Origin of the sequence: Pseudomonas sp. MWU12-3088 (assembly GCF_023242405.1) — a bacterium.
GTDB classification, from domain to species: Bacteria; Pseudomonadota; Gammaproteobacteria; order Pseudomonadales; family Pseudomonadaceae; genus Aquipseudomonas; species Aquipseudomonas kribbensis.
The window spans coordinates 887490-911759 of the sequence record NZ_JALJEA010000001.1 but is presented as its reverse complement, the minus strand read 5'-3'; the positions used below and the strand labels follow the sequence as shown (position 1 = coordinate 911759).

Below are 24270 nucleotides of genomic sequence, written 5' to 3'. Positions count from 1 at the left end.
AACTTTTCCCCTTACCCACTTCTCGGTCGACCGGCGTCTTGTGAATGCCCGTCGGGAAGCGCTGCGCCTGCGGTCTGCCTGCCATTTCTGTTTGCTGCATCGAGACCCTCTACATGGACGTTCGTCAGTTCGCCTTCCTCGCTCGCCTGCCATCCGCGACCGTAAAACACCGCGATAACTTTCTGGGCATGCCCAAACGCGGTCTGGCGTTTTTGCTGGCCAACGTCATGTTCTGGCAACCGATGTGGGCCCAGGCCGACGGCATTGTGGTGGCCAACCCCGGCACCACCCTCGACCGCGCCGGCAACGGCGTGCAGATCATCAACATCGCCACCCCCAATGGCAGCGGTCTGTCGCACAACCAGTTTCATGAATACAACGTCAGCGCCCAGGGCGTCATCCTCAACAACGGTTCCAGTCAGGCTTCGTCCACCCAACTGGGCGGCTACATCATTGATAACCCACACCTGAAAAACAGTGGCTCGGCCCAGGCGATTCTTAACGAAGTCATCGGTGGCAGCCCGAGCCAGCTGCGTGGTTACACCGAAGTGGCGGGGCAGTCGGCGCGAGTGATCGTCGCCAACCCGTACGGCATCAGTTGCAACGGGTGCGGTTTCATCAACACGCCACGGGTCACACTGACTACCGGTAAACCGGTGCTGGATGGCAGCGGCCGACTGGATCGTTTCCAGGTCGATCAGGGCACCGTCGCCATCGAAGGCGCCGGTCTCAACGCTACCAACGTAGACCGTTTCGAAATCATCACCCGCAGCGCGAAGATCAACGCCGAGATCCAGGCGAAAAACCTGGCTATCATCGCCGGTCGCAACGACGTCAACGCCGACAACCTCAACGCCACGGCCCGCGCCGATGACGGCAGTGCCAAGCCACAACTGGCCATCGACTCCTCGGCACTGGGCGGCATGTATGCCGGGGCGATCAAACTGGTGGGTACCGAAGCCGGGGTCGGGGTGAAACTCGACGGCAAGCTGATTGCCAGCGGCGGTGACATCCAGCTCGACGCCAACGGTCAATTGAGCATGGTTGATGTGTCGTCGGCCGCAGGCGCGGTCAACGTCAAAGCTGCGAGCCTCGATGCGCGTGGTCCGGTCTATGCGGGTACGGCGCTGAACGTGCAGACCCAGGGCAACCTGAACAACCAGCAAACCCTCGCGGCCCGGGACAGCATCAACCTCAGCGCCGGTGGGCAACTGACTAACGGCGGCGCCATCGAAGCCGGCGTGAATGCCGATGGCGGTCGCAATGCCAATGGTGATGTGAGCCTGAGTGCGCAAAACATCGTCAACACCGGCAAAGGCCTGGTGGCCAGCCGTAATCTGACGGTCAGCGCTGCGCAGACCCTCAGCAACCAGGGCGGCACGCTCAGCGGCCAGACCACCGCGATCAACGCTGGCACGCTGGACAACCGCAGCAGCGGTCGCGTGCTGGGCAACGCCAACCTGACTCTCAACGCTGGCACAGTGCTCAACAGCCAGGGCGTGATCAACAGCAGCGGCAATCTCGGCGGCACTATTGGGCAACTTATCAACCGCAACGGTGAGCTGAGCAGCCAGACCGATACGGTGCTGACACTCACCGCGCTGGATAACGTCGCCGGTGTGATGACGGCGGGTCGTGCGCTGGACCTTACCGCGCTCGGCATCATCAACAACACCAAGGGGAAACTCGGTAGTAAGACCGCGCTGACTGTCCGGGCGCAGAGTCTCGACAACAGCCAGCAAGGCCAGTTGCTCAGCGAAGGCACCCTGACCACTCGTATCAGCGGTGAATTGAACAACCAGAACAAGGGCCTGATCCAGGCCAACGGTGCCATGGATGTTCAGGCCACCCGCCTGGATAACCGTGGCGGAAAAATCTCTGGCCTCGGCAACTTGACCGTCAGCAGCGCCAACACCGACAACCGTGGTGGGGTGATCCGCGCCGATCAGGCGCTGAAAGCACTGGTCGATAATCTGGACAACCGGGACAAAGGCCGGCTCGAAAGCAAGGCAGCGCTGACCTTCGAAGGCAGCAAACTCGACAATCGCGACGGTGGCCTGCTGACTTCGACCGGGCTTTTGAATCTGAAAGCCAAAGACGTAGCCAACGCGGCAGGGCGGATTTCCGGCAAGGGCGATATCGAGGCAACCATTGATAGGCTCAATCAGCAGGGTGGCGAACTGGTCGCCGAAGGCAATCTGCTGCTCACCGGTAAAAGCCTCGACAACCGCCAGGATGGCCTGGTCGGCGCGCTGAAGAATCTGACGGTGAACGTCGAGCAGATCGACAACCGTGGTGGTTCGCTCTCCAGCCAGCAGGCGTTGCGGGTCAACGGCGCGCGGCTGGACAACAGCGAAGGCGGCAAGGTGTTGTCCGACACCACCCTGGGCCTGAAGGTCGGGCAGATAATCAACGCCACCAACGGCCTGATCTTTAGCAAGGGCGCAAGCACCCTGGGCGGCATTGGTATCAGCAACGTCGGCGGACGGATTGTCAGTCAGGCCGATTTGCAGCTGGCGTTCGAGGAGGCACTGGACAACCAGGGCGGTCTGGTCAGCAGTGAAGGTCGATTGACCCTGAACCTCGGCAGCTTCGACAACCGCTTGGGCAAGCTGTCGAGCCTTGAGACGATGGCGCTGACCTCGACCGGTGCAGTATTGAACCAGGGCGGTCTGATCGCCTCGCAAAAAGGCCTGACGTTCAACAGTGCCAGCCTCGACAACAGCGACCAAGGCATTGTCAGCGCCAAGGCTGACTCGACGCTGACCACCGGCGAGTTCAAGAACCTTCGCGACGGCAGCCTCGCCACCGACGGCACGCTTGTACTGAAAGCCGCACACCTGGACAACTCCGGCGGGCGCATCGGCAGCCAGCAGCAGTTCGACGTGTCCGTCACCTCGCTGGTTCAGGATGGCGGCGAGCTGTTCAGCAATGGTGATCTGACCCTGGACATGAACCACGGGCTGCTGAACAACCAGCGCGGCAACATTCACACTCCGGGTCAACTGCTGCTGAAAAACCTCGCCGAGGTGAGCAACAGCGCCGGTGAAATCTCCGCTGCCAAAGCCTGGAGTCTGAATGCGCAAAGCCTGAATAACGACGGCGGCAAACTGCTGAGCAACGAAAAGCTCAGCCTCGTCGTGGACGGTGCGCTGAGCAACATCAAAGGCCTGATCAATTCCGCCGGCCTCGACAGCCGCAGCGCCAGTCTGAACAACACCGAAGGCGAAATTCGCAGCCGTGGCGAAATGGATCTGACCGTCGCCGATCTGCTCGACAACCAGGCCGGTGTGGTCATCGCCGATAACGGCCTGACGATCACGGCGGCGCGTCTGGACAACCGCCAGAAGGGCCTGGTAGGCGCCACAAAAGCGCTGAAACTCACGGTCGACCGGCTCGACAATCGCAGCGGCGAACTGTCGAGCAAGGCCGATGTAAGTCTGATCGGCGCCTGGCTCGACAACAGCGACAGCGGTTACATCGCCGCCGGCGGCAATCTGGCGCTGACAGTCGGCCAGGTCATCAACCATAACAAGGGCCTGATGTCCGGCGACACCGGGCTCACGCTGACCGGGCAGACTCTGGAGAACAGCGGTCGTCTGAAGTCGCAACGCGATCTGGCGATCACGCTGTCGTCGGACCTCAACAACGATCAGGGCAGCCTGATCAGCGAAGGCGCGCTCGCCATCAATGCCCAAAGCCTGAGCAACAATGGTGGCAAGGTATCGAGTGCCAAGGACCTCACCGTCGAAACTCGCGGTGCCGTCAGCAACCGGGGCGGCGAACTGCTCACCGACACCGCAATCACGCTCAACAGCAGCGCGCTGGATAACCAGCAAAAAGGCGTCATCAGCAGCAAGACCTTGCTGAGCATCACCACCGGGGATCTCAACAACAGTCAGGGCAGTATTTACTCAGCCGATCAACTGTCGTTGAACGCCGGTCAGGTGACCAATACCGGCGGCAGCCTCGGCGCGGCCAGTTCGTTGGTGGCCAACCTGCGTGGTCTGGATCAGCAGGGCGGCAAGCTCTTCAGCACCGGTGACCTGACCCTTGACCTGAACGGTGGCGCGCTGAACAACCAGGACGGTTTCGTGACCGCACCGGGCCAGTTGCTGCTGAAAAACCTCGGCGAGGTGAACAACCGTGGCGGCGACATTTCCAGCGAACAGGCTTTTGATCTGGTCGCCACGTCGCTGGACAACAGCGGCGGTCAGGTTTTAAGCAACCAGAAACTCACCCTGACCATCGACAAGGCCCTGACTTCGATTAAGGGCAAGATCGCCGCTGCTGCGTTGACGATCCGGGCGGCGAGCCTGGACAACAGCGAGGCCGGTGTCCTGCTCAGTGACAGCGATCTCGACGTGACCGTCGATGGCCTGTTGAGCAACCGCAACAAAGGCAGCATCAAGGCTGCACAACAACTGACTCTCAACAGCACCGGTCTGGACAACCAGGGCGGTGAACTGGTGGGCATCGCCGGCCTGTCCATCGATCTGGGTACCACTGCACAGGATCTGAACAACCAGAACGGTCTGATCAGCAGCAAAGGCCTGCTGAGCATCGCCCACCTGCGCGATCTCAATAACCAGAGTGGTGTGATCAACAGCAAAGGTGTGCTGAGCATCGCCACGTTGCGTTCTCTGAATAACCAACTGGGTGAAATTTCCAGCGTCAACAGTTTCAGCCTGACCGGCAACAGCCTGGACAATCGCGGCGGCAACCTGATCAGCAACGATCAACTGGCGCTCACCGCGCCCGACCTGAAAAACCAGGGCGGTCTGGTGTCGGGCTGGAAAGGGGTGAAGGTTACCGGCAACACCCTCGACAATAGCCTGGAGGGCAGTGTCTCCAGTCTTTTCGGCAACCTGAACATCGACCTCAGTGGTGCACTGCTTAACCACAGCAAAGGCGGGCTGGGCGGCGTCGGCGAGGTGAGCATCAAGGCTGCCAGCCTGGATAACACCGGCGGCATCGTGAGCAGTGGCGGCAAGCAGACGCTGACGATCACAGGCGGCACAATCGGCAACGCCTCGGGTGGCCTGATCGAAAGCGGCGATACCCTCGACATCCGTGCGGCCACCTTGAATAACGCCGGCGGCAGGATCACGGCCACCAAAGCGCTGACCTTCTCCGGCACTCAACTGGACAACAGCAGCGGCAGCCTCGTCGGCAAAGACAGCGTCACCCTCGACCTGCTCGGCGCGCTGACCAACGTCAACGGCGCGCTCGGCAGCACCGGGCCGCTGGTGATCAAACGTTCGACCAGCGTCGACAACCGTGGCGGCCAGTTGATCAGCGAAAGCCTTTTGAACCTGCTGACCCACGGCGATCTGAACAACAGCCAGCACGGCACGATCTCGGCCAATGGCCAACTTGATCTCACCGCCGACGGCACTCTGCACAACAGCGCTGATGGTCTGATTTCCAGCCGTGATGCCGGTGTGACCATCAACGCCGCTGCACTGAACAACGGCAAAGGCGCGGTCCAGAGCTTCACCGCGATGACCGTGAACACCGGCATCGGCGCCATCGACAACCAGGGCGGCAAACTCATCGCCCAGACCGGCGATCTGAACATCACCGCCGCCAGCCTCGACAGCCGTGGCGGTGTGCTGTCCAGCCTCAAGGGTCTGCTGCAAACCCGTTTGACCGGAGTGTTGCGCAACGGGCAGGGCGGCAAGATCGAAGGCAGCCGCCTCGACCTGCGCGCATTGGGCGGTATCTACAGCGATGGCGGCCGTATTGCTGCCAACAGCGGCGACATCCTGCTGGACGCGGGCAGCAATGCCCTCGACAACAGCGGCGGCGGGATCTACGCCAAGGGCATGGTGAAAGTCGCTGCCGGTTCGATGAACAACAACGCCGGCCAGGTCAGCGGCAGCGTCATCGACCTTGGAGCAGGGACGGGTTTGAGCAACCGTGGCGGCCTGATCGAAAGCGCCGGCACTCTGGCCGTACGAGCCACCAACCTCGACAACCAGGGCGGCAAACTGCGTGCACTGGGCATCAACGGTAAAACCGATTTCCAGATCGGCAGCCAGTTCGACAACCGCAACGGTCTGGTGGAAACCGCCAACACCGATTTCACTCTGGCAGCGCCGGGCTTCCTCAACGTTGGCGGCTCAGTGACCCACGTCGGTGTGGGTGAGTTCGACATTTCCACCGCCAACGTCATGAACGCCGGCGGCTCGCTGGTGACCCGTGGCGGCCTGACCCTCAACGCCGACAGCTGGACCAACAGCAGCGTGATCCAGGCCGGGCGCCTGACGCTCAACGTCAACAACTTCACGCAAACGGCCAGCGGCCAGGTGCTGGCCTCGAACCGGCTCACGGGTCGCGGGGTGAACTGGTACAACGACGGGTTGATTGCCAGTGATGGCGGGATGGATATCCAGTTGGGGGGCCGTTACAACGGCAACGGCCGGATCAGTAGTGTTGGAGAGATGGGGCTCACCGCGTCGCAGATAGATGTGACTGCCGCTGCCAGCATCACCGGCGCTTCCGAGTCCACGATCACCAGTCGCGGCAGCCTGACCAACCTCGGACGGATCACCTCGGCCGATCGACTGACCGTCAATGCCGATTCTCTGGTCAACAACGGCACTCTTGGCGGCGGCGGGAAGCTACGGATCAACAGCAATTCGTTGCTGAACCAGAACGGGCTGATCTTCAGCGGCGATGACATGGCCCTGCGGGTCGGTACGTTGACCAACCGTTACGCCGACATCTATGGCATCGGCAACATCAGCATCGCCCGGGACGACAGCAATGGCTGGAGCTCCTCGATCAACAACATTTCCGGGACCATCGAGAGCACCGGTGACCTTAGCCTGGCGGCGGATCATATCGAGAACCGCAAGGATGTGTTTGAGGTGGCTGCCGGGGGCGGGCTGATCTCCGGGGCGATTGGTGTCCGTTGTTACAGCTGCTCTTCATTCGGTGATATCAGTAATGGGGATGCTTCCCCGAGTCATATGGTCTGGGTTGAAAACTACAAGTCAACCATTGTTCGGGACTCGGCATCGGGCACATTGACGGCAGGCCGAAATCTGACCGGCACAGGTCGCGAGTTTATAAACAACGCCTCCGTGGTCAGTGCGGCCAGCAATCTGACGCTTAATGTGCAGAACTTCACCAACCAAGGCGCGTCTGTCGGCGAATACACCGTTACCCGTTGGTTTGATGCACAAAAAGGTACGAGATTCTGGCAAGACATCATGAACTACAACGCCGCGAATGATCCGGGCTATGACTCGGGGACTCTTGGCTACATTGCCGGGCAAGGGAGTTTCGTAAGGCCTAATCTGCACGTATGGAACAGTCAGAATGTCGAGTCGTTGACACGTGTACGCACTCGTGCGACCGGTGGTGAGTCCGATAATTACGTTGCTTTCGGCACAATTCATGAAGAGCTCGGTAAATACACTTTTCAAGTTCCTCATTATGACGATGGTGTACGAGTAGAGGCCCCTGACGCCGTCAAGAATGCCGCGTTCTTCCGGGATACCATTGTTGAAAGCAGCACGACTGCAAACGCCAACGCAGTAGTCCAGGCGGGCGGCACCGTCTACATCAACGCAACCAACAAACTGGACAACGGCGTCGTTCGCAACGGTAACGCGTCGGCGGGCGGGGCGTCTCGCCTGGGCTCCACTCAACTGGGTGGCGGGGTGATCCCGACGGTCATCCGCATCAATTCCCAGTTGCCACCGGATCTGGCCCAACAACAGGTCAACCCGCTGGCTCTTCCTGGTTTCACCCTGCCAACCGGCGACAACGGCCTGTTCCGTCTCAGCCGCAAGGATGGTAGTGATCAAACACTTGTAGCGGGTCGCGACTGGACCATCGGCACCATCGCCGGCAGTTCCACCCAGCGCTCGGACGGCATGCCCGTCAGGTCAGCCACCCAGCTGCAGTTCGACCAGAACGACCCGGTCTCGATGAAAAAACGTGATCTGACACTGGCCTCGCGTCCGTCGCTGAACCTTAACGACAAGACGGTACTGATCAACGTCAACGCGGTTGCCGGCGACGGCCCGGTCGGCGTACTGGCACCCAACCGTGGTCAGGTCTCCTTCGACGTGCCGCGCGTGCAGGGCCTGCCCGACACCAGCGTGCGCTCCAACCCGCACAAATACCTGATCGAGACCAACCCGGCACTGACCAACCTCAAGCAGTTCATGAGCTCGGATTACCTGCTGGGCAAACTCGGCTACGACCCCGACACCAGCGCCAAACGTCTGGGCGATGGCCTGTTCGAACAGCGCATGGTGCAGCAGGCCGTGGTCGCCCGTACCGGTCAGCGTTTCATCGACGGTCAGACCTCTGACGAAGCGATGTTCAAGTACCTGATGAACAACGCCATCACCAGCAAGGACCAGCTCAACCTGTCCCTCGGCGTGACCCTGAGCGCCGAGCAAGTGGCGGCGCTGACCCATGACATCGTCTGGCTCGAAGAACACGAAGTGAACGGCGAAAAAGTCCTGGTGCCCGTGCTGTACCTGGCCCAGGCCAACAATCGCCTGGCGCCGAATGGTGCTCTGATCCAGGGCGGTGACGTCACCCTGATTGCCGGCGGCGACCTGAACAACGCCGGCACCTTGCGCGCCTCCAACAACCTGTCGGCCGAGGCCGGCAACAACCTCACCAACACCGGCCTGATCGAAGCCGGCGACCGCCTGACCCTCAAGGCCGGCAACGACATCATCAACAAGTCCGGCGGCATCATTTCCGGCAAGGATGTCACGCTGACCGCCACCAACGGCAGCGTGATCAACCAGCGCGACGTGTTCAGCACCGATGTCAACCGGGGCGGCAACCTGTTCCACCGCGATGTACTGGACAACGCCTCACGGATCGAAGCGGCCAATGACCTGACGATCAACGCCGGCAAAGACATCAACAACATCGGCGGCGTACTGCAAAGCGGACGCGACATGACGCTCGATGCCGGGCGCGATGTCAACATCACCTCGGTACAGGATCGCAGCACCACTGGCCGGGGCAGCAACTTCCTCAATCAGACCATTACCCAGCATGGGGCTGAAGTGAAGTCCGGGCGGGATCTGACGATTACGGCTGACCGGGATATCGCTGTCGTTGCCAGCCGTCTGGATGCGAAGCTCGATCTCGATTTGACGGCAGGCAAGAATATTCTCCTGACCTCCGCAGCTAACGAGAGCGACTTTGTGTCGCGTAGCAAAAAGTCTGCTCAGGAAAATCACAGTATCAGCCAGCAGGCGACCGTGGTGAACTCGGGGCGAGACATTGCGATCCATGCCGGCAATGATCTGGGCATCATCGCGAGCCGGATCAAGGCCGATGAAGACATCAGCCTGAACGCTGAGCAGGACATCCTGGTCGCTTCAGCCAAGGACGAAAGCTCTTCGTACTATTACAAGAAGAAAAACGGATCGTTCGGGCGCAGCAAAACCACTCAGAGCGAGAGCTACGAAAGCACCAACGTCGCCTCAGTCATCGAAGCGGGTCAGGACCTGACAGTCAACACTCATAAAGACGAAGATGGCAGCGTCAACCTCGACGGTGGGCGCAACGTCGCCATCATCGGCAGTCAAATGAAGGCTGGAAATGATCTTGTCCTGGGGGCCAAGAATGATATCTCCGTGCTTTCAGCGACCGAGGAAAACGGTTCTTACACCAAGAAAACCAAAACCGGGCTATTCGGGTTGTCGTCCAAGGGCAGCAGCCAGCTCAATACCAGCGTTACCCAGATCGGCAGTGAACTCAATGCAGGCCAGGATGTGGTCATCATTGGTGGCCGAGATATCAACCTGAATGCCAGCGTCATCAACGCTGACAACAACGCAGAGTTGCACGCCGGGCTTCTGGATAAAACCGGTGATATCAGTCTTTCTTCCGCCGACAACGAAGCCTACAGCCGCTCTGAAGAGTTCAAGAAAAAGCTGGGCCTTTCACTCAAGGACGCAGTCGGTTTGGCCGCGGGCACGCCAGGCGCGGGTGCAGACATCACGGCTAATGCCTCACACAAGGGCGGCCGCGAGGTTGTCAGCTCCACTAGCGTCGGCAGTGAAATCAACGCGGGTCATGACGCCATTCTCAAAGCGACCCGGGATATCAACATCATCGGTAGCGGCATCAACGCCGGTCACGATGCAAACCTTGATGCCGGTCGCGATGTAAACGTGGTTGCCAGCGTTGATGAGCAACGTAGCAGTAGTTGGGAAACCAACAAAAGCTATGGCATCAAGCAGGCCATCGACATCAACGGCTTCAGCACATTCGTCGGTAACGAAACTGCCAAAAAAGGAAATGAAAGCACCGGGCATACCGCTGCGGGTAGTTCGATTTCTGCTGGACAGAACCTGACGGTCAACGCAGGTCGTGATTTAAACCTGCAGGGTTCGGATATGCATTCCGGCATCGATCTCAAGGTGAATGCCAAGCGCGACATCAATATTGATGCGACAGAGCAGGCCAATGCGATTACCACCTGGGACAGCGTGAAGCGCAACGGCACCACGACCACGATTGCCTACAACATCGGCAATACGCTCAATACCCTCCAGGGTACTGGCAAGGGAGAGGACGGCGTCAGCAAAGGCTCAAGCGTGCTGAAGTCGGTCGACGCCATAAGCCAGTTTGGTTCGGCGACGTTTGATGGTCACGCCGGGGCCTCGAGCACAGGACGCACCCATACCCAGACATCGGTAAGTAATCGCCCTTCGACACTTTCGGCCGGCAATGACATCAGCCTGGACGCGGTGAACAATGTCAGTGTTCATGGCAGCCAGTTGGATTCCGGACGCGATATCAATATCACCGGGAAAAACATCCTACTCGATGTTGCTCACGGGACAGAGGCGAGTGAGGAGAATCAGACCCAGAGTAAAGGCGGCCTCAAGGGCGGCACGACGGGTGGATTCAAAATCGGGGCGGGTGTCAGCAATGCTGGGAGCAAGGCTGAATCCAATCAGGGCAACTCGACGGCGACACAGCTAACTGCCAGCGGCAGTATCAATCTGGATGCAAAAAATGACCTGACACTCATTGGTACCCGGGCGATTGCCGAGCACGACATCAAGCTAAAAGCGGGCAACGATCTGAACATCCTGTCGGCGCAAAATGCATCGAGCAGTGAAAACAGCCGTCGCAGTTGGGGGGCCGAGGGTGGAGTCATCGCTGGCAAGGATGGTTTCGGCTTCTACGGTTCCGTCAATGCGGGTCTGGGTAACCTCGAGCGCGAAGGTGTGCAACAGCAGGAGGCCTACCTGTATGCAGGCAAAGGGCTGAGCTTCGAAAGTGGTCGCGATACCACAATTGCCGGAGCTACCTTGCGCGGCGATGAAGTGACGGGTGATGTGGGGCGCAACCTGACCGTGACGTCCGTGCCCAATACCGGGAAAGTCGAAGGCAAGGAAATGGATGCCAGCCTGACGCTTGCTTTCAGCTTGGGCATGACAGCGAGCGGTTCGCTGGGCTATGGGCAGACGACTGGCAAGACCAACTGGGTAGAAAACCAGACTGTCATCAGTGGTAAAAGCAAAGTCGACATCCGCACCGAAGATCACACGCAGTTGGACGGAGCAGTTATTTCGGCCGACAACGGCAATCTGAAACTGGATACCGACACACTCGGCTATCGGAATATCACTGGCAAAGACAACGAACACGGTTATTACCTGAACGTCAGTGGCAGTTACGGCGGTGGCGGGAACGCCCAGGCCGATAAACCAAACAAGGGAATGGAGGGGCCGGATAAAAACAGCTGGGCTATCGAAGGTTACAACTACACCAAGAATCGAGAGCAGGTGCTTAACGCCACGATTGGCGCCGGTGAGATCGTTGTTCGCCATGACAAGGAAACTGGCCAGGACTCTACGGCCGGGTTGAATCGCGATGTGAGCAAGGCCTATGAGGTGACTCGTGATGACGAGCACCGCACGGATCTCTATGCAAGCAATACGTCTATTGGCGCGGTGAGGGATCCGGTAAAGACCTACAACGACTGGATAAAGAGCGTCGAGCATTATGGCGAGAACAGTGTTGAATCGCTGAACACGCTGTTGGACCTGGTGTTTGCGACGAACAACTTTGCATTGCATCAAAGCATCGGAGAAGCAAGTAATGTTCTCGCCGATCGCGCCGTAACTCGAGCGCTCCTGAAGCTCCTGAAAGACGAAGCAACACGGAAAAAAACGATCGGCATCGCTTTCGTGAACATGACGAATGGGAACTTGACGCCAGAAACGCAGGCTCTGGCCGAGAAAGTTGCTCAAATTGCATCGACCAACCCGGATGCAGCGCTCAGCATGATGTTGACCCTCATGCGCTTGCAAAGCGGCGTGCCAGGTCAATCCAACTTTGTACAGGTTGCAGTGGCTGGAGGTGCCCTGATCGCTTTGGGTGCTGCGTTGCTGACTGCAACCAATTCACCAGAAAATCAGGAGGCGATGCGTACGGCGGTCAACGCCTTCATGGAATCAACCAAGGCCTCAGGCTTGCAAATGCAAGAGCGACTGAGGATGGCTGCCGCGCTCTGGTGGGTCACGTTAGGTACGTCTTTCCCTATAGAACTGCTGGATCCTAGATTCGGAACACTGACCAATCCCATTGTGGAAACGGACGTGCTCCACCCTGTGAGTGCCGGCGGATACACCATCGAACCTACGTCTCCGAGCAGTACTGGTGGTAGTACGATCGAAAATGGGGAGGGGTGGAGCACGATTTCTCCGGTGGTCGATCCTCTGTCGCCGGGTATTATGTATAACAGTCCGGTTGACTATCCTCATATTCTTGGGGCGGACTATAAAAATAATGGCACGCCTACAGGTGGTCATAGCTTGGTGAAAGGCGATGTGCGGATTGTCCCTGGCACGGCATCTGCACCCGATGCAACAGGTGTTTATATTGCAAGAATACTTGTGCCCTCCAAGAATGATCCAAATGTCTGGATACCCAAGCCAGGCGCCCTGCATACAATGTTTCCTGCCACATGGGATGAGCAGCGCATAGTCAGTGAAGTCGACGCGGCGTGGAATAGTCCTCATAAGACTGTTAAAGGAGACAGCTGGGAGTCGACTACACCGTCAGGTGTTATTATCAAGGGGTACACGACACCTAGAACCACCGCTTATCCTGTTTACACACCGTAGCCACAAATAAGGTCAGAAAATGAAGCTAAAATTTTTCTACAGATACGGCGGACCTCATCCTGTTTTAGGACACGTGTATTACGCCTCTGCTGAAACCTTGCCGGGGCAAGCAGGAGCAGAGCGGTATGAACGGTACGTCTGCGGAGTGCTAACTGCGATAGCTCAAACCCCTGCATGTTGTGATCGAATTATTGAGTCCATCGGAACTATCGAAAGAGGTTTGGAAACCTCCATCATTGAAGGCGGGAATGATGTGCTGCTGAATATGGACGCCTCAGGTGTACAAGTGGATATTTTGGTCAACGATGACTGGATAGGACAGCCGGAAAGTCATTTTTCATTAGTTGAGTGGCGCATAGTCATTGAAAACTGGAAACGCCTTCTTCAGCGTCCTAAGGATTCTGGCGAGATAGATTTAGTAACTTTGTAATAATGGGGTGAAAAAGTAGACAGATTTATTTGATTAATAAATCTGTCTACTTTTTGGTCATATATTTATGGAGGTGTATATGATTTGCCCAAGATGTGAGCAGGATGACGTTGTCAAAGCGATGATAAAAGCGACTAAGTCGATTATTTTTATTTGCCCTGAGTGCGAAGCGATGTGGTTCTCGATCGACGAAATAAAGTTTCCAGGATTTGTGGATTACATGACTTATATGAGAAGTATTGGTCTGTCCCATCTGTGGGATGAGTTGGAAATTATTTCGGAGAAAATATAGGTGTCAGTATTTAAAGGGGGCAGATTTATTTGATTAAATAAATCTGCCCCCTTTGTATGTGGATTGTAGTTGAAAAACCCTGGTTAATTAAGGGTGTCGAAGTAATCGGTTTGAGTCCGCTGAAATGAACCTAAAAGATATTGATTTGACTCTTAAACGAATGATTGAACTTCTTCGCGGTGTCGGGGGTGGGCGCGTGGTGGGGTGGGCGGCGGCTCTTGAGGGGGTTCGGGAAGATTTTCACAGCGATCCTAAGTATGCCTCGTCGAAGTTGGTATCTATGGCTGGTGGGATGGGCTCTCTGAGTGATCTTGTTCTTTATAGCGGTGGTCAGGCATTAGTTGTAGAGAATAATGAGTTTGATATGCTGAGGTCGCGGCTTTATGAACTTGTAAAAAGTTAACTTGATGAAAGAAAGGGGGCAAAAATGGGGCGCCCATTAGCTGGTCTCAAGTCAAAGAAAAGGGGGGGCAATAAATCAAAAGGGGACAGATTTATTTGATTAAATAAATCTGTCCCCTTTTTCTGGTCCCCTTTTTCTGCTTACGCCAATCTTGGAAATGGGCATGCTGCTGTCTATGGCCCTGAGGGCCGTGCACTGTACGATGTGTCAACCTCTAGGATTAAAGTGATCGAATGGAACCAGGCACCGAATGGCACCTATTTCCCCAAGAAGGGAAATGACACAAAAGCCTTTGAGGAAAGCGTTTCTCAGTCGGTTCTGGAAAGCTTGGGGTTGAAATGATGAAGATTTATAAGAGCAATATTTCGAAGGAGTCATTGAATCTATTTGTTTCGGGAATTGGTTCCGGCGAGTTTTTTTCGTATGCAGGTAATTTCGTTTCATTGGAGCAAACAATTTCTGTTCTGGGTTTGCTTTCTCCTGATTTTATTGAGGTCGATGGTCACGTCTTCTGGCTGCCCAATGCTGAACAATACGATCCGCATAAATTGCCTTTGAGGGGGATGGTCGAGGCTGAAACTGGTGTATTGGAACAAAGTGCATTGCGTAAAGACGTTGAGCGGTACAGGAATATTTTTTCAATAAATCAGTTCTTTTCAAGGTGGGAGGATGCGCCGGACAGGCCGGTATTCAAGGTGGGGCTGTCGGATGAAGATTATCGTCTTTGCCATTTGTTTGCCGAGCAGCTCACTGTATATTGGAAGCGCGCGTTATCAGGCTGCTTTCCAGGAAAGGACTTTCAGTTTGAAATTGCCGATGATCTTCTAGATGAATATGGAGTTTGTCTAACTTTCTGGCAGTCATAGTTGAGAGTGGTTGCAAAAGAAAATAAGAGCGGTGAAGGGGTGGGGTGGTGGTAAAATTTAAACGTGAGAGCCCAGAGGTAATTTGGCCTGATTCAATGCGGATTGTTTACACTATTAGCGGGAGTGATTAAATAAATCTGTTTCCTTTTTGTTATTTGCATTAGGTGCTCAGCACGGCATGCTGGATGGAGCAATCTCATGCGGCGCCAATGCTATTGTCATAGGGAAGCAGTCATGAAAGTAGGCGATGTTGTCGAGCTGGAGGGGTGGCTGGTTATTATTGACTTTAGGCTTTTTCTCGTGCCCGATGATTATTCAGCGAATTACGAGCAAGGTGAAAAGGTTGAAATATCCAAGCCTGAAATAATGTTTTCCATAACCGATAGCGTTCTTCCTCTGGGCGGTGGGAGAAGTTTTATCTTTCATCGATCGAGACTCTCAGGCGTTTTGGAGAGTGTTCTGCCGACAGTGGTTGCGGTAACGTCTTTGTTTGTTGAAGAAAGAGGGAGAGGTTTTGTGCGTATAAATCTTGAAGAGAAAAATATTGAGAAGTGTAAAGCTCGGCATGATGAATTTCTCGAAAAGAACAAAGGTGTCAATTCGGATGATTGGCTTGATTATGTCTGAGTGTTTGCGAAAAGGTGCGAAAAGTGGACGGGTTTATTTTAATTAATAAATCAGTCCCCTTTTCTAATGTTAGTGTGATTTTTATAAGGAGTCAGGCGGTGAGAAATAATATTGTTTCTCGTATGATGATTTTTTTTGGCCTGCTTGGGATGGTGTTGTCAGTGTGTTTTTTGATTTCCTTGGTGATGGTTTCTTTACTGATGTTTTTGCTCTATTTTTTTTGCGAACCTGATTTTAATGTGCTTTTTCTGTGGGTGGGTATGCCATTAACATTGCTCTTTTCTATTTTGTGGATGGGCAAGAATATCGATTATATAAAAAGCGCTATGGATGGGCGTTAACAAGAAGTGCTGGAATTGGAGAGTGAAAGGCGATAGATGAATCTGATTGAATAGATCTGCTCCTTTCTGGTCGTTCCTCTCTGGTGAAGGTAATAAGTTCAGGATTGCTGAAATGAAGCTAAACAATATTAATTTGACACTTGAGACAATGATTGAGCTTCTTTGTGTGAGTGCAAAGGGGACGGACTTGTTTGATTAATAAATCCGTCCCCTTTTTTATTCGAGGGCAATTTGATGATGAAGCCCGTGAGAGGCGATCGTCAGTTGCCGTAATAATCACACTCTGACGATTCCCCAATCTACTTCGGATAAAGCGGCGGCAACCCACTATCACCCACCGGATCCTGCACCCGCTCCGCCGTCGGAATCGTGCGAATCGCCCGCCACAAATCTTCACCCTGCCAATGCTGCCCGGTCTCGCTGTACAGCGCGCCGTTCAGCCCATCAAGCGCATCCGACAGCGGCACAAAACGCGCTGCCATATCCGCCAGTGTCTCCGGCTGCTGACGGGCCCAGGCGTCGAGGGCCTGGCGGGTGGCTTGCGGGTCGTTGGCCTGGCTGGCGCGTTTGATGTCGTCGAGCAGGGTGCGCGGGCTCGGGCCGGTTTGGGCGGCGCGCAGGATTGCCGGTTGCCAGCGGGCGCGCCACCAGAGGCCGAAGCCGAGGAGGGTGGTGCAGGCCAGGATCAGCGTGCTGAGTTTCCACCACCACAGCGCTTCGCTGTCGGCGGCGTTGAAGGATTGCGCGCTGCCGGCCGGGGTGTCGACCTGCAGGCTCGGGTTGTTCACCACTTGCAGGGTGCGGGCCGGCAGGCTGGTGTGTTCCAGGTGATCTTCGAAGGTGTTCCACCACACCACGTCCACGGTCGGCAGTTCGATCGAACCGCTGCGGCTCGGCACCAGGGCTTCGCGTTCTTCACGGCTGCCGATCAAACCACGCTCGCTGCTCTGGTTGTTGAGCACCGGTTGGTCCGGGTAGCGACGCAGGCCGTTGGCCTCGGTGGCCGGCAGGGCGGGCAGTTGCGAACTGGCCAGGCCTTCGACCTTGAGGGTCAGGCTGCGGGTCAGGGAGTCGCCGACCTGGGTGTGATCCGGTTCCGGGTTCCAGCTTTCGCTGAGGCTCAGGCTGCGGGCCGGCAGCCACGGCGCGTCGGCCGGATAAGTCATCGGTTTGGGTTTGACCGTCAGCGGGATTTCCGTAGAGGTCACTCGCAACACTTTGCCCGGTTTCGGCCCCTGTGCGTTGGCGTCCTTGGCAGGCTGGGTGTCCACCCGTGTGGCGCTGAAGGTTTGCGGGGTGATGGTCAGCAAACCGCTGTGCTGCGGGAAGATCGCGTAGCGCATTTCGATCACGCCATGCCGCACGCCGTTGATGTCTTTTTCGTAGGTGCGTGTATCGCCCAGCTGTTCGACTCGTGCATCGGTGATCTGCAACGGGGTGACGCTGCTGTCGTCGTACAGCGACACCGAATGGTAGATGCGCAGGGTCAGGACGGCCTGGGCCTGCACATAGACGCTGCTCTGGTCGAGGCTGGACTCGATGAACACCGGGTCGAGCACGTTCTTTTCTTCGGTGACGTCGCTTTCCACCACCTGCACGGTGATCGGCTGGCTCTGGGTTTCACCCAGTTTCAATGACGGAATTTCCACGCTGCCGTTCTGTTTCGGCAGCAGGGTAATGATCCAGCGGGTGGTGGCGCGGTTCTCGTTGTTAAGCGTGTTCAACTGGTTGACCTGACGCGTGCCGCGCACTTCGAACAGCGGTTCGAGCGGGGTCAGGTCAGGCTTGCCGAACTGCGTGACATCGTTGGATTCGAGGGTGAGTTCCACCGTTTCGCCGGAGTTCAGGCGACTGCGATCCACACTGGCCGTCAGCTCGGCCGCCTGGGCGGTGGCCGTGCAGATCAGCAGGGGTAGCAAGAGAGCGGTGAAACGGGTCATCGAGTGTTTTCCTGATCCTGATGTTGTTGCTGTTCGTACCAGAATTTGCGTCGCAGCAGTTCGCCCGGATCGTCCGGGATCTTGCCCAGCCATTGCTCCAGTGCCTGACGTTGCTCGCCTTCGAGGTTGTCCTCGCCGGGGCTCAGCGTCGGGGCCGTGTTCAGTTCCGCGTCCGGCGCGCTGTCCGGCAATTCGTTGGGGCCCGGCTGTGGCGGCGTGGTCGGCGGCGGTTCGCTCGCTGACTCCGCAGGCTGGGCCTCACTTTGCGCGTCATTCTTGATCGCCGGTGGCGGCGCGGTGGCGGGCGGTGGTTCGTCGCCCGGCACGTTTTGCTGCGTCGGTTGCTTCTCGGGCTCGGCGGGCGGCGGGGTGTTTTTCTGCTTGAGCAGGTTCTCCACCAGTGCCTTGTTGGTCAGCGCCGGGCGCAAGTCAGGCTGCAATTCCAGAGCCTGTTCATAGGCGTCGATCGCCGCTTCCAGCTCACCGCTTTTCGCCAGTGCGTTGCCACGATTGTAGTGGGCGCGGGCATCGCTGCCCTCGGCGAAACGCTCGGCGGCGCCACTGTAATCGCCGGCCTCGTACAACGCCAGCCCTTGCCATTGGTGGTCTTCGAAGTGTTGCGCAGCCTCGGCCGGACGCTTCTGTTTCAGCAGATGCAAACCCTGCTGGTCGGGACGCAGCCACAGGTCTTCGAAATTGAAAGCGTAGCTCGGTTGCGGCAGGCAGAAGAGCAGCGGCAGGCAGAACAACCAGCCACGGCGCCCGGCACAGGCGGCGAGCAGCAACAACGGCAACAGCAGCCAGTAACCCTGATCGGCCCAGGTATCGAGGCGCAAGGTCTGGCCGTCATTGCGCAGGCTGCGCGGGCCATCGAGCAGGCCGAGGCTGCGCAAGTCCGATTCATCCAGCCGCGCGCTGTGGTACTCGCCACCCACCGAATTGAGGAAGGCACCGAGGCCGGGGCTGTCGAGTTGCGGCACGCGGATCGCACCCTGTGCGTCCTTGAGGAAACTGCCGTCCTCCTGAGCAATCGGCGCGCCCTCGGCGGTGCCGATGCCGAGCATCAGCAGCTGCGCCGATTGCCCGCTCAGTGCGCGGCGAATGCCCTGTCGCTCTTCATCGGACAGCGAAGAACCGATCAGCAGAATGCGGCCCTGACCCAGCGCCCCTTGTTCCAGCAATGCCAGCGCCTTGCTCACTGCGAGGTCGGCGCGATGGCCGCTCTCCGGCATCAGTGACGGCTTGAGGGCATCGAGCAGATTGCGACTGGTCGCCAGATCATCCGACAGCGGCACCAGCGTGTGGGCGCTGCCGGCGTAAACGACGATGGCGGTCTGCGCATCGCTGCGTGCTTTGAGCAGATCGAACAGCTTGCGTCGGGCCTGTTCCAGACGGGTCGGCGGCGAGTCGGTGGCGAGCATTTCCGGGGTCAGTTCCAGCACCACCACCAACGGATCCGCCGGTTTCTGGCTGGTCTGTTCGACCCGTTCCCAGCTCGGCCCGAGCAGCGCCAGGATCGTCAGCAACCACGCAACGCCCAACGCAACCCACGGCAACTTGCTGTCGCGACCGCTGCCGCCACTGAGCAATGCGGCATGGAACGCCGGCGGCAGAATCATCTGCCAGCGTCCGGCGCGTTTCTGCCGGTGCCAGAGCTGCCAGATCAACCAGCCGAGCAGCGGCAACAGCAGCAACCACCAAGGACGGAACCAGTGCGGCCAGAGGGCGATCATCGGCGCCTCCGCAAACGCAGGCGCTTGAGGCGCTCGCGCCAGTCAGGCAGTGGGCTTTGCAGATACAGCTCCTTGGTGAACAGGCGTTGCAACGGGTTGTCCGGCCACAATTCACGGGCCACCAGCAACATGCTCAACAGCAACGCCAATGCCAGCGGCCATTGATATAGCGCTTGGGCCGGGCGCGCCTGAGTCGGTTGCTGGGCCACCGGCTCCAGTTGGTCGAGGGTGTCCTTGATCGCTTGCAGTTCCTTGCCGTCGCGGGCACGGAAATAGCGGCCGCCGGTGGCATCGGCGATGGCCTTGAGTGCCGGCTCGTCGAGGTCGAGGGTCGGGTTGCCGCCGAGCAGCGCCGTGGCGCCGCTCTCTTCGGGATCGGCACCGATGCCGATCGGATAGATTTTCACGCCTTCGTTGGCTGCCAGTTTTGCGGCGGTCAGCGGCTCGATTTCGCCGCCGTTGTTGGCGCCGTCGGTGACCAGAATCAGCACGCGGCTCTGCGCCGGGCGCATGCGCAGGCGTTTCAGCGCCAGACCAATGGCGTCGCCGATGGCGGTGTTCTTGCCGGCAATGCCGATCCGCGCTTCGTCGAGCCACACGCGCACGGTGCGCCGGTCAAACGTCAGCGGTGCCTGCAGGTAAGCCTGGCTGCCGAACAGGATCAAACCGACCCGGTCGCCATCACGGCTTTCCAGAAAATCACCGAGCAAATGCTGGACCAGCGACAGGCGACTGACGTCTTCGTCGTTCCATTGCATGTCGGGAAAGTCCATCGAGCCGGACACGTCCACCGCCACCAGCAGATCACGACCACTGGCGGCAATCGGCAACGGCTCGCCCAGCCATTGCGGGCGGGCGGCGGCGATCAGCAGCAACAGCCACAGCAGCATGAACGGTGCTTGCTGACGCCAGGCCGGCAGATTGGCCCGGGCGCGGCGGCGGGCGAGGCCTTCCAGATCACCGAGAAAGCTCACTTTCAGCGCCGGCTCGCCGCTGTCGGCCACCGGTAGCACCAGGCGCATCAGCCACGGCAGCGGCAACAGCACAAAGATCCACGGCCAGGCGAACTCAAACATGCTTGCGGATCCACGTATCGACGGCTTGCGTCAGGCCGGCGATGGCCTTGTCGTCGAGTTTGCATTCAGGTTTGTACGCGCCCTCGACGAGCACCATCCAGCGAGTCAGGCCGGCGGCAGGGCAGCGGTTGTCGAGAAATGCCAGCCATTTGCGGCCGTTAAGGGTGTGGCTCTGGCTGTAGGGGTAATGGTTGCGGCACAGGCGTTTGAGCAGGCCATTGAGCTGCTGCAGCCAGGCACCGGCCGGTGCGCCGTCGTAGGGTTTGACCATTTGCGCCAGCTCGGCGAGTGCGGCAATGCGCACTGGATCAAGCGGGATTTCGGCGCGCACGACGGGTTTCTTCTTGATCGGAATGAAACGGCGCAGACGCCACAACGCGTAGCCGATCAGTGGCAGCAGCAAAAGCAGCAGCCACCAGCCCGGCGCCGGCGGCCAGAAGGCGATCGGTGGCGGGGAAATCAGAGGTTGCAGTTGTTCGAGACCGTTCATCGAACGTTCCCCGGGCGCTGCGGATTGAGGAACTCGCGCATCTGCTCGACCATTTCGCTCTGGGTGCTCAAGGGCATCAGCAAGACCCGCAGTTTCTGCGCGAGCAATTCCCAGCGAGCGATGCGCGCTTCGGCCTGGGCGCGATAGGTCTGGCGCAGATCGAAATTCAGTGTGTCGAGTTCCAGTTGCGCGCCGCGCTCGGCGAATCGCAGCAGACCGGCGGCGGGCAGGGCGTGGTCCAGCGGGTCGGACAGCGGCAGCATCAGCAGATCGCAATGACGTGACAGCAGGCTCAGTTGCTGCTCGGCGCTGTCGCTCAGGGCGCGCTCGTCACAGATCACGATCACCAGACTGCCCGGACGCAATACTTCACGGGCCCGACGCAATGCAACACCAAACGCATCGCGATCCGGCTCCCGCTCGCTGTGCAGTGATTGATTGACCTTCACCAAGCGGTTGAGCAGTTGCAGCAGGCTCTGCTTGCTGCGGCGCGGTTTGATCTCGTAATGCTCGTTGTCGCCAAACACCAGTCCGCCGACCCGGTCGTTATGGCCCAGCGCAGCCCAGCCGATCAGCGCCGCCGCTTGCGCCGCAAGCACCGATTTGAACATCAGCCCGGAGCCGAAGAACAGCCGCGTGCTTTGCTCGACCATGATGAAAATCGGCCGTTCGCGTTCTTCATGGAACAGCTTGGTGTGCGGCTCCTGAGTCCGTGCGGTGACGCGCCAGTCGATGGTGCGCACGTCGTCGCCGGCCTGATAGACCCGCACCTGATCGAAGTCGACGCCACGGCCGCGGAATTTCGAGTGATGCAGGCCGATCAGCGGGCTGCGCTGGCTCGGCGTGGAAAACAGCTGCACTTCGCGCACGCGGTGGCGCATCTCGATCAATTCGGCGAGGGAGATGCGGATACCGGGTTCGGACGGCAGGGAGGCGTTCATGGGGGTCAAGCGACGGCTACGACGTCGAGAATCCGTTGCACCACCCGATCCTGGTCGATGCCGGCGGCTTCGGCCTCGAACGACAGAATGATGCGGTGACGCAATACATCGAACAGCACAGCCTGGATGTCTTCCGGGCTGACGAAGTCGCGACCGGCCAGCCAGGCGTGGGCGCGGGCACAGCGGTCGAGGGCGATGGAGCCGCGCGGGCTGGCGCCGTAGGCAATCCACTCGGCCATTTCCGGATCGAACTTGGCCGGGTTGCGCGTGGCCATGACCAGTTGCACCAGGTATTCCTCCACGGCGTCCGCCATGTACAGGCCAAGGATTTCCTTGCGCGCGGCGAAGATCGCCTGCTGGCTGACCCGGCGCTCGGGTTTGGTTTCGCCGTTCAGGGCTTCGCCCCGTGCCTGTTGCAGGATCCGACGCTCGACGGCGGCGTCCGGGAAACCGATTTTCACGTGCATCAGGAAGCGGTCGAGCTGCGCTTCAGGCAGCGGATAGGTGCCTTCCTGCTCGATCGGGTTCTGCGTGGCCATTACCAGAAACAGCGGCGACAGCTCGTAAGTGCTGCGTCCGACACTGACCTGACGCTCGGCCATGGCTTCGAGCAGCGCCGATTGCACTTTGGCGGGGGCACGGTTGATTTCGTCCGCCAGCACCAGGTTGTGGAAGATCGGGCCTTGCTGGAACACGAAGCTGCCGGTTTCCGGGCGATAGATCTCGGTGCCGGTGATGTCGGCGGGCAGCAGGTCCGGGGTGAACTGGATGCGATGGAACTGGGCTTCGATGCCCTCGGCGAGTTCTTTGATCGCTTTGGTCTTGGCCAGACCCGGGGCGCCCTCGACCAGCATGTGGCCGTCGGCGAGCAGGGCGATGAGCAAGCGCTCGATGAGTTTTTCCTGGCCGAGAATCTGCGTTGAAAGAAAGGTTCGCAGCGCCAGCAGCGCTTCACGATGTTCCATCGATGACTGTTCCTGGAAAGGGTGGCCACAGGCGTTCGGATAACGCCGGGGCTGGGGGCGTTACTTTAATCCATCGCAGGGGGTGGCGACTAACGGCATTTTGCGCAAAGTGCGGGAAATGACCGGGGCAATTGTTGGAAATTTGTAGGGCGGGGGAGGTGCGGTGTTCTTTCGGGCCCTTTCGTACGCGAAAGGGCCGGCCCAGAGACCCTCAAATCTGGCTGATAAAGGTGCCAGTACCGTCAAGAATGTTCTTCAGGGTTTCTTCAACCTCTGCCAGATCCACCATGTCCGGGTTGTAGGTGATTTCCAGCACATCATCACCATTCAGCGCATCGGCATCCGCCGCCGCGATTTCGATCTTCAGCAGGGTGTTGGTCAGGGTGACCTTCACGCCGTCGAGAGTGGACGGCTCGCCATCAAGCGTGATCTCCAGCTCATCCTCGTCCGGATAGCGGCTCATCAGAAACATTTCGCCCTTATCGCTGTGGCAGCAGAGCATGGCCATGTTGTCTTCTTCGTCGTCGCACGGGTTGACGATCAAAAGGGCGGTGGTCATTTGCATGGGGAATTCCTGCCTCGGCGGGCTTGTTGGTCGCAATTGGGCGCGATTCTGCCAGCCCCCGGGAATTTCTGCATGTGAGAGTGTCAGAGGATGTGTCGTGAGCGCGACACAGGTCAATGGTCATTTCTGGCACGCCTGTACCGTGAAACCGGGGATTCAGACCGGCGTTGCGCCCCATGAATGCTAGTGTTTACCGATGCGCCTGCCCGGGTTTACGTGCCAATGACCGAATATGTCGCAGCACCGCAAGCAGACACATTGTCGCACCCATTAAGCTGCGCAACGGATGAGCACCCGTAAAGGCATTGTCGCAGGCTCCAAAATGATGCCGGACAGTCGTTTTTGCAGATGCCCATTCATGGAAGGTGAATGTGACCTGAGTGTCTCGTCCAGCTTCACCCACCTGTCACCCTGTTTCCTCTGCCCGAGATTCAGGAACAGGGCGACGGAACGCCCCGAAAGGGG

13 protein-coding genes are annotated in these 24270 nt (G+C 58.3%); 6 read left to right on the top strand and 7 right to left on the bottom strand.

The window, feature by feature from the left end; all coding sequences use genetic code 11:
- Positions 1-113 precede the first annotated feature (113 nt).
- The 6 genes from M5B98_RS04050 (at position 114) to M5B98_RS04025 (ending at position 16095) form a co-directional block, all read left to right on the top strand.
- The gene (locus M5B98_RS04050; RefSeq protein ID WP_248741907.1) at positions 114-13136 is read left to right on the top strand and encodes a hemagglutinin repeat-containing protein; all 13023 of its coding nucleotides are present in this window, start codon (positions 114-116) and stop codon (positions 13134-13136) included.
- Positions 13137-13155: 19 nt separating this feature from the next.
- A complete protein-coding gene (locus M5B98_RS04045; protein ID WP_248741906.1) occupies positions 13156-13566 on the top strand; it encodes a hypothetical protein in 411 nt (136 codons plus the stop codon).
- 416 nt (positions 13567-13982) lie between these two features.
- Positions 13983-14261: a DUF6966 domain-containing protein gene (locus tag M5B98_RS04040; RefSeq protein WP_248741905.1), complete on the top strand. Its 279-nt coding sequence runs from the start codon at positions 13983-13985 to the stop codon at positions 14259-14261.
- 338 nt (positions 14262-14599) lie between these two features.
- Complete coding sequence (locus M5B98_RS04035) at positions 14600-15127, top strand: hypothetical protein (RefSeq protein WP_248741904.1); 528 nt, start codon at positions 14600-14602, stop codon at positions 15125-15127.
- 234 nt (positions 15128-15361) lie between these two features.
- Positions 15362-15754: a hypothetical protein gene (locus M5B98_RS04030; protein WP_248741903.1), complete on the top strand. Its 393-nt coding sequence runs from the start codon at positions 15362-15364 to the stop codon at positions 15752-15754.
- Positions 15755-15777: 23 nt separating this feature from the next.
- On the top strand, positions 15778-16095 hold the full coding sequence (locus M5B98_RS04025) for a hypothetical protein (protein ID WP_248741902.1): 318 nt from the start codon (positions 15778-15780) through the stop codon (positions 16093-16095).
- 299 nt (positions 16096-16394) lie between these two features.
- Here M5B98_RS04025 and M5B98_RS04020 read toward each other — a convergent pair whose 3' ends face one another.
- The 7 genes from M5B98_RS04020 to M5B98_RS03990 all read right to left on the bottom strand — a co-directional run bounded on the left by M5B98_RS04020 (position 16395) and on the right by M5B98_RS03990 (position 23805).
- Positions 16395-18035 carry a BatD family protein gene (locus M5B98_RS04020; protein WP_248741901.1) on the bottom strand — a complete coding sequence of 547 codons (1641 nt, stop codon included), beginning with the start codon at positions 18033-18035 and terminating at the stop codon, positions 16395-16397.
- Positions 18032-19768: a tetratricopeptide repeat protein gene (locus M5B98_RS04015; protein WP_248741900.1), complete on the bottom strand. Its 1737-nt coding sequence runs from the start codon at positions 19766-19768 to the stop codon at positions 18032-18034. Before M5B98_RS04015 ends, M5B98_RS04020 begins: the two co-directional genes overlap by 4 nt.
- Entirely contained in the window at positions 19765-20844 is a 1080-nt protein-coding gene (locus M5B98_RS04010) for a vWA domain-containing protein (protein ID WP_114883579.1), read from the bottom strand. Before M5B98_RS04010 ends, M5B98_RS04015 begins: the two co-directional genes overlap by 4 nt.
- Positions 20837-21334, bottom strand: a complete 498-nt coding sequence (locus M5B98_RS04005) for a DUF4381 domain-containing protein (protein WP_085734027.1) — start codon at positions 21332-21334, stop codon at positions 20837-20839. Before M5B98_RS04005 ends, M5B98_RS04010 begins: the two co-directional genes overlap by 8 nt.
- Positions 21331-22275 carry a DUF58 domain-containing protein gene (locus tag M5B98_RS04000; RefSeq protein ID WP_085711312.1) on the bottom strand — a complete coding sequence of 315 codons (945 nt, stop codon included), beginning with the start codon at positions 22273-22275 and terminating at the stop codon, positions 21331-21333. Before M5B98_RS04000 ends, M5B98_RS04005 begins: the two co-directional genes overlap by 4 nt.
- Positions 22276-22280: 5 nt before the next feature.
- On the bottom strand, positions 22281-23240 hold the full coding sequence (locus M5B98_RS03995) for an AAA family ATPase (RefSeq protein WP_007913915.1): 960 nt from the start codon (positions 23238-23240) through the stop codon (positions 22281-22283).
- Positions 23241-23451: 211 nt separating this feature from the next.
- Positions 23452-23805 (bottom strand): hypothetical protein, encoded by a 354-nt coding sequence (locus M5B98_RS03990; RefSeq protein ID WP_248741899.1) that lies wholly within the window; start codon positions 23803-23805, stop codon positions 23452-23454.
- Between the last annotated feature and the right edge of the window lie 465 nt (positions 23806-24270).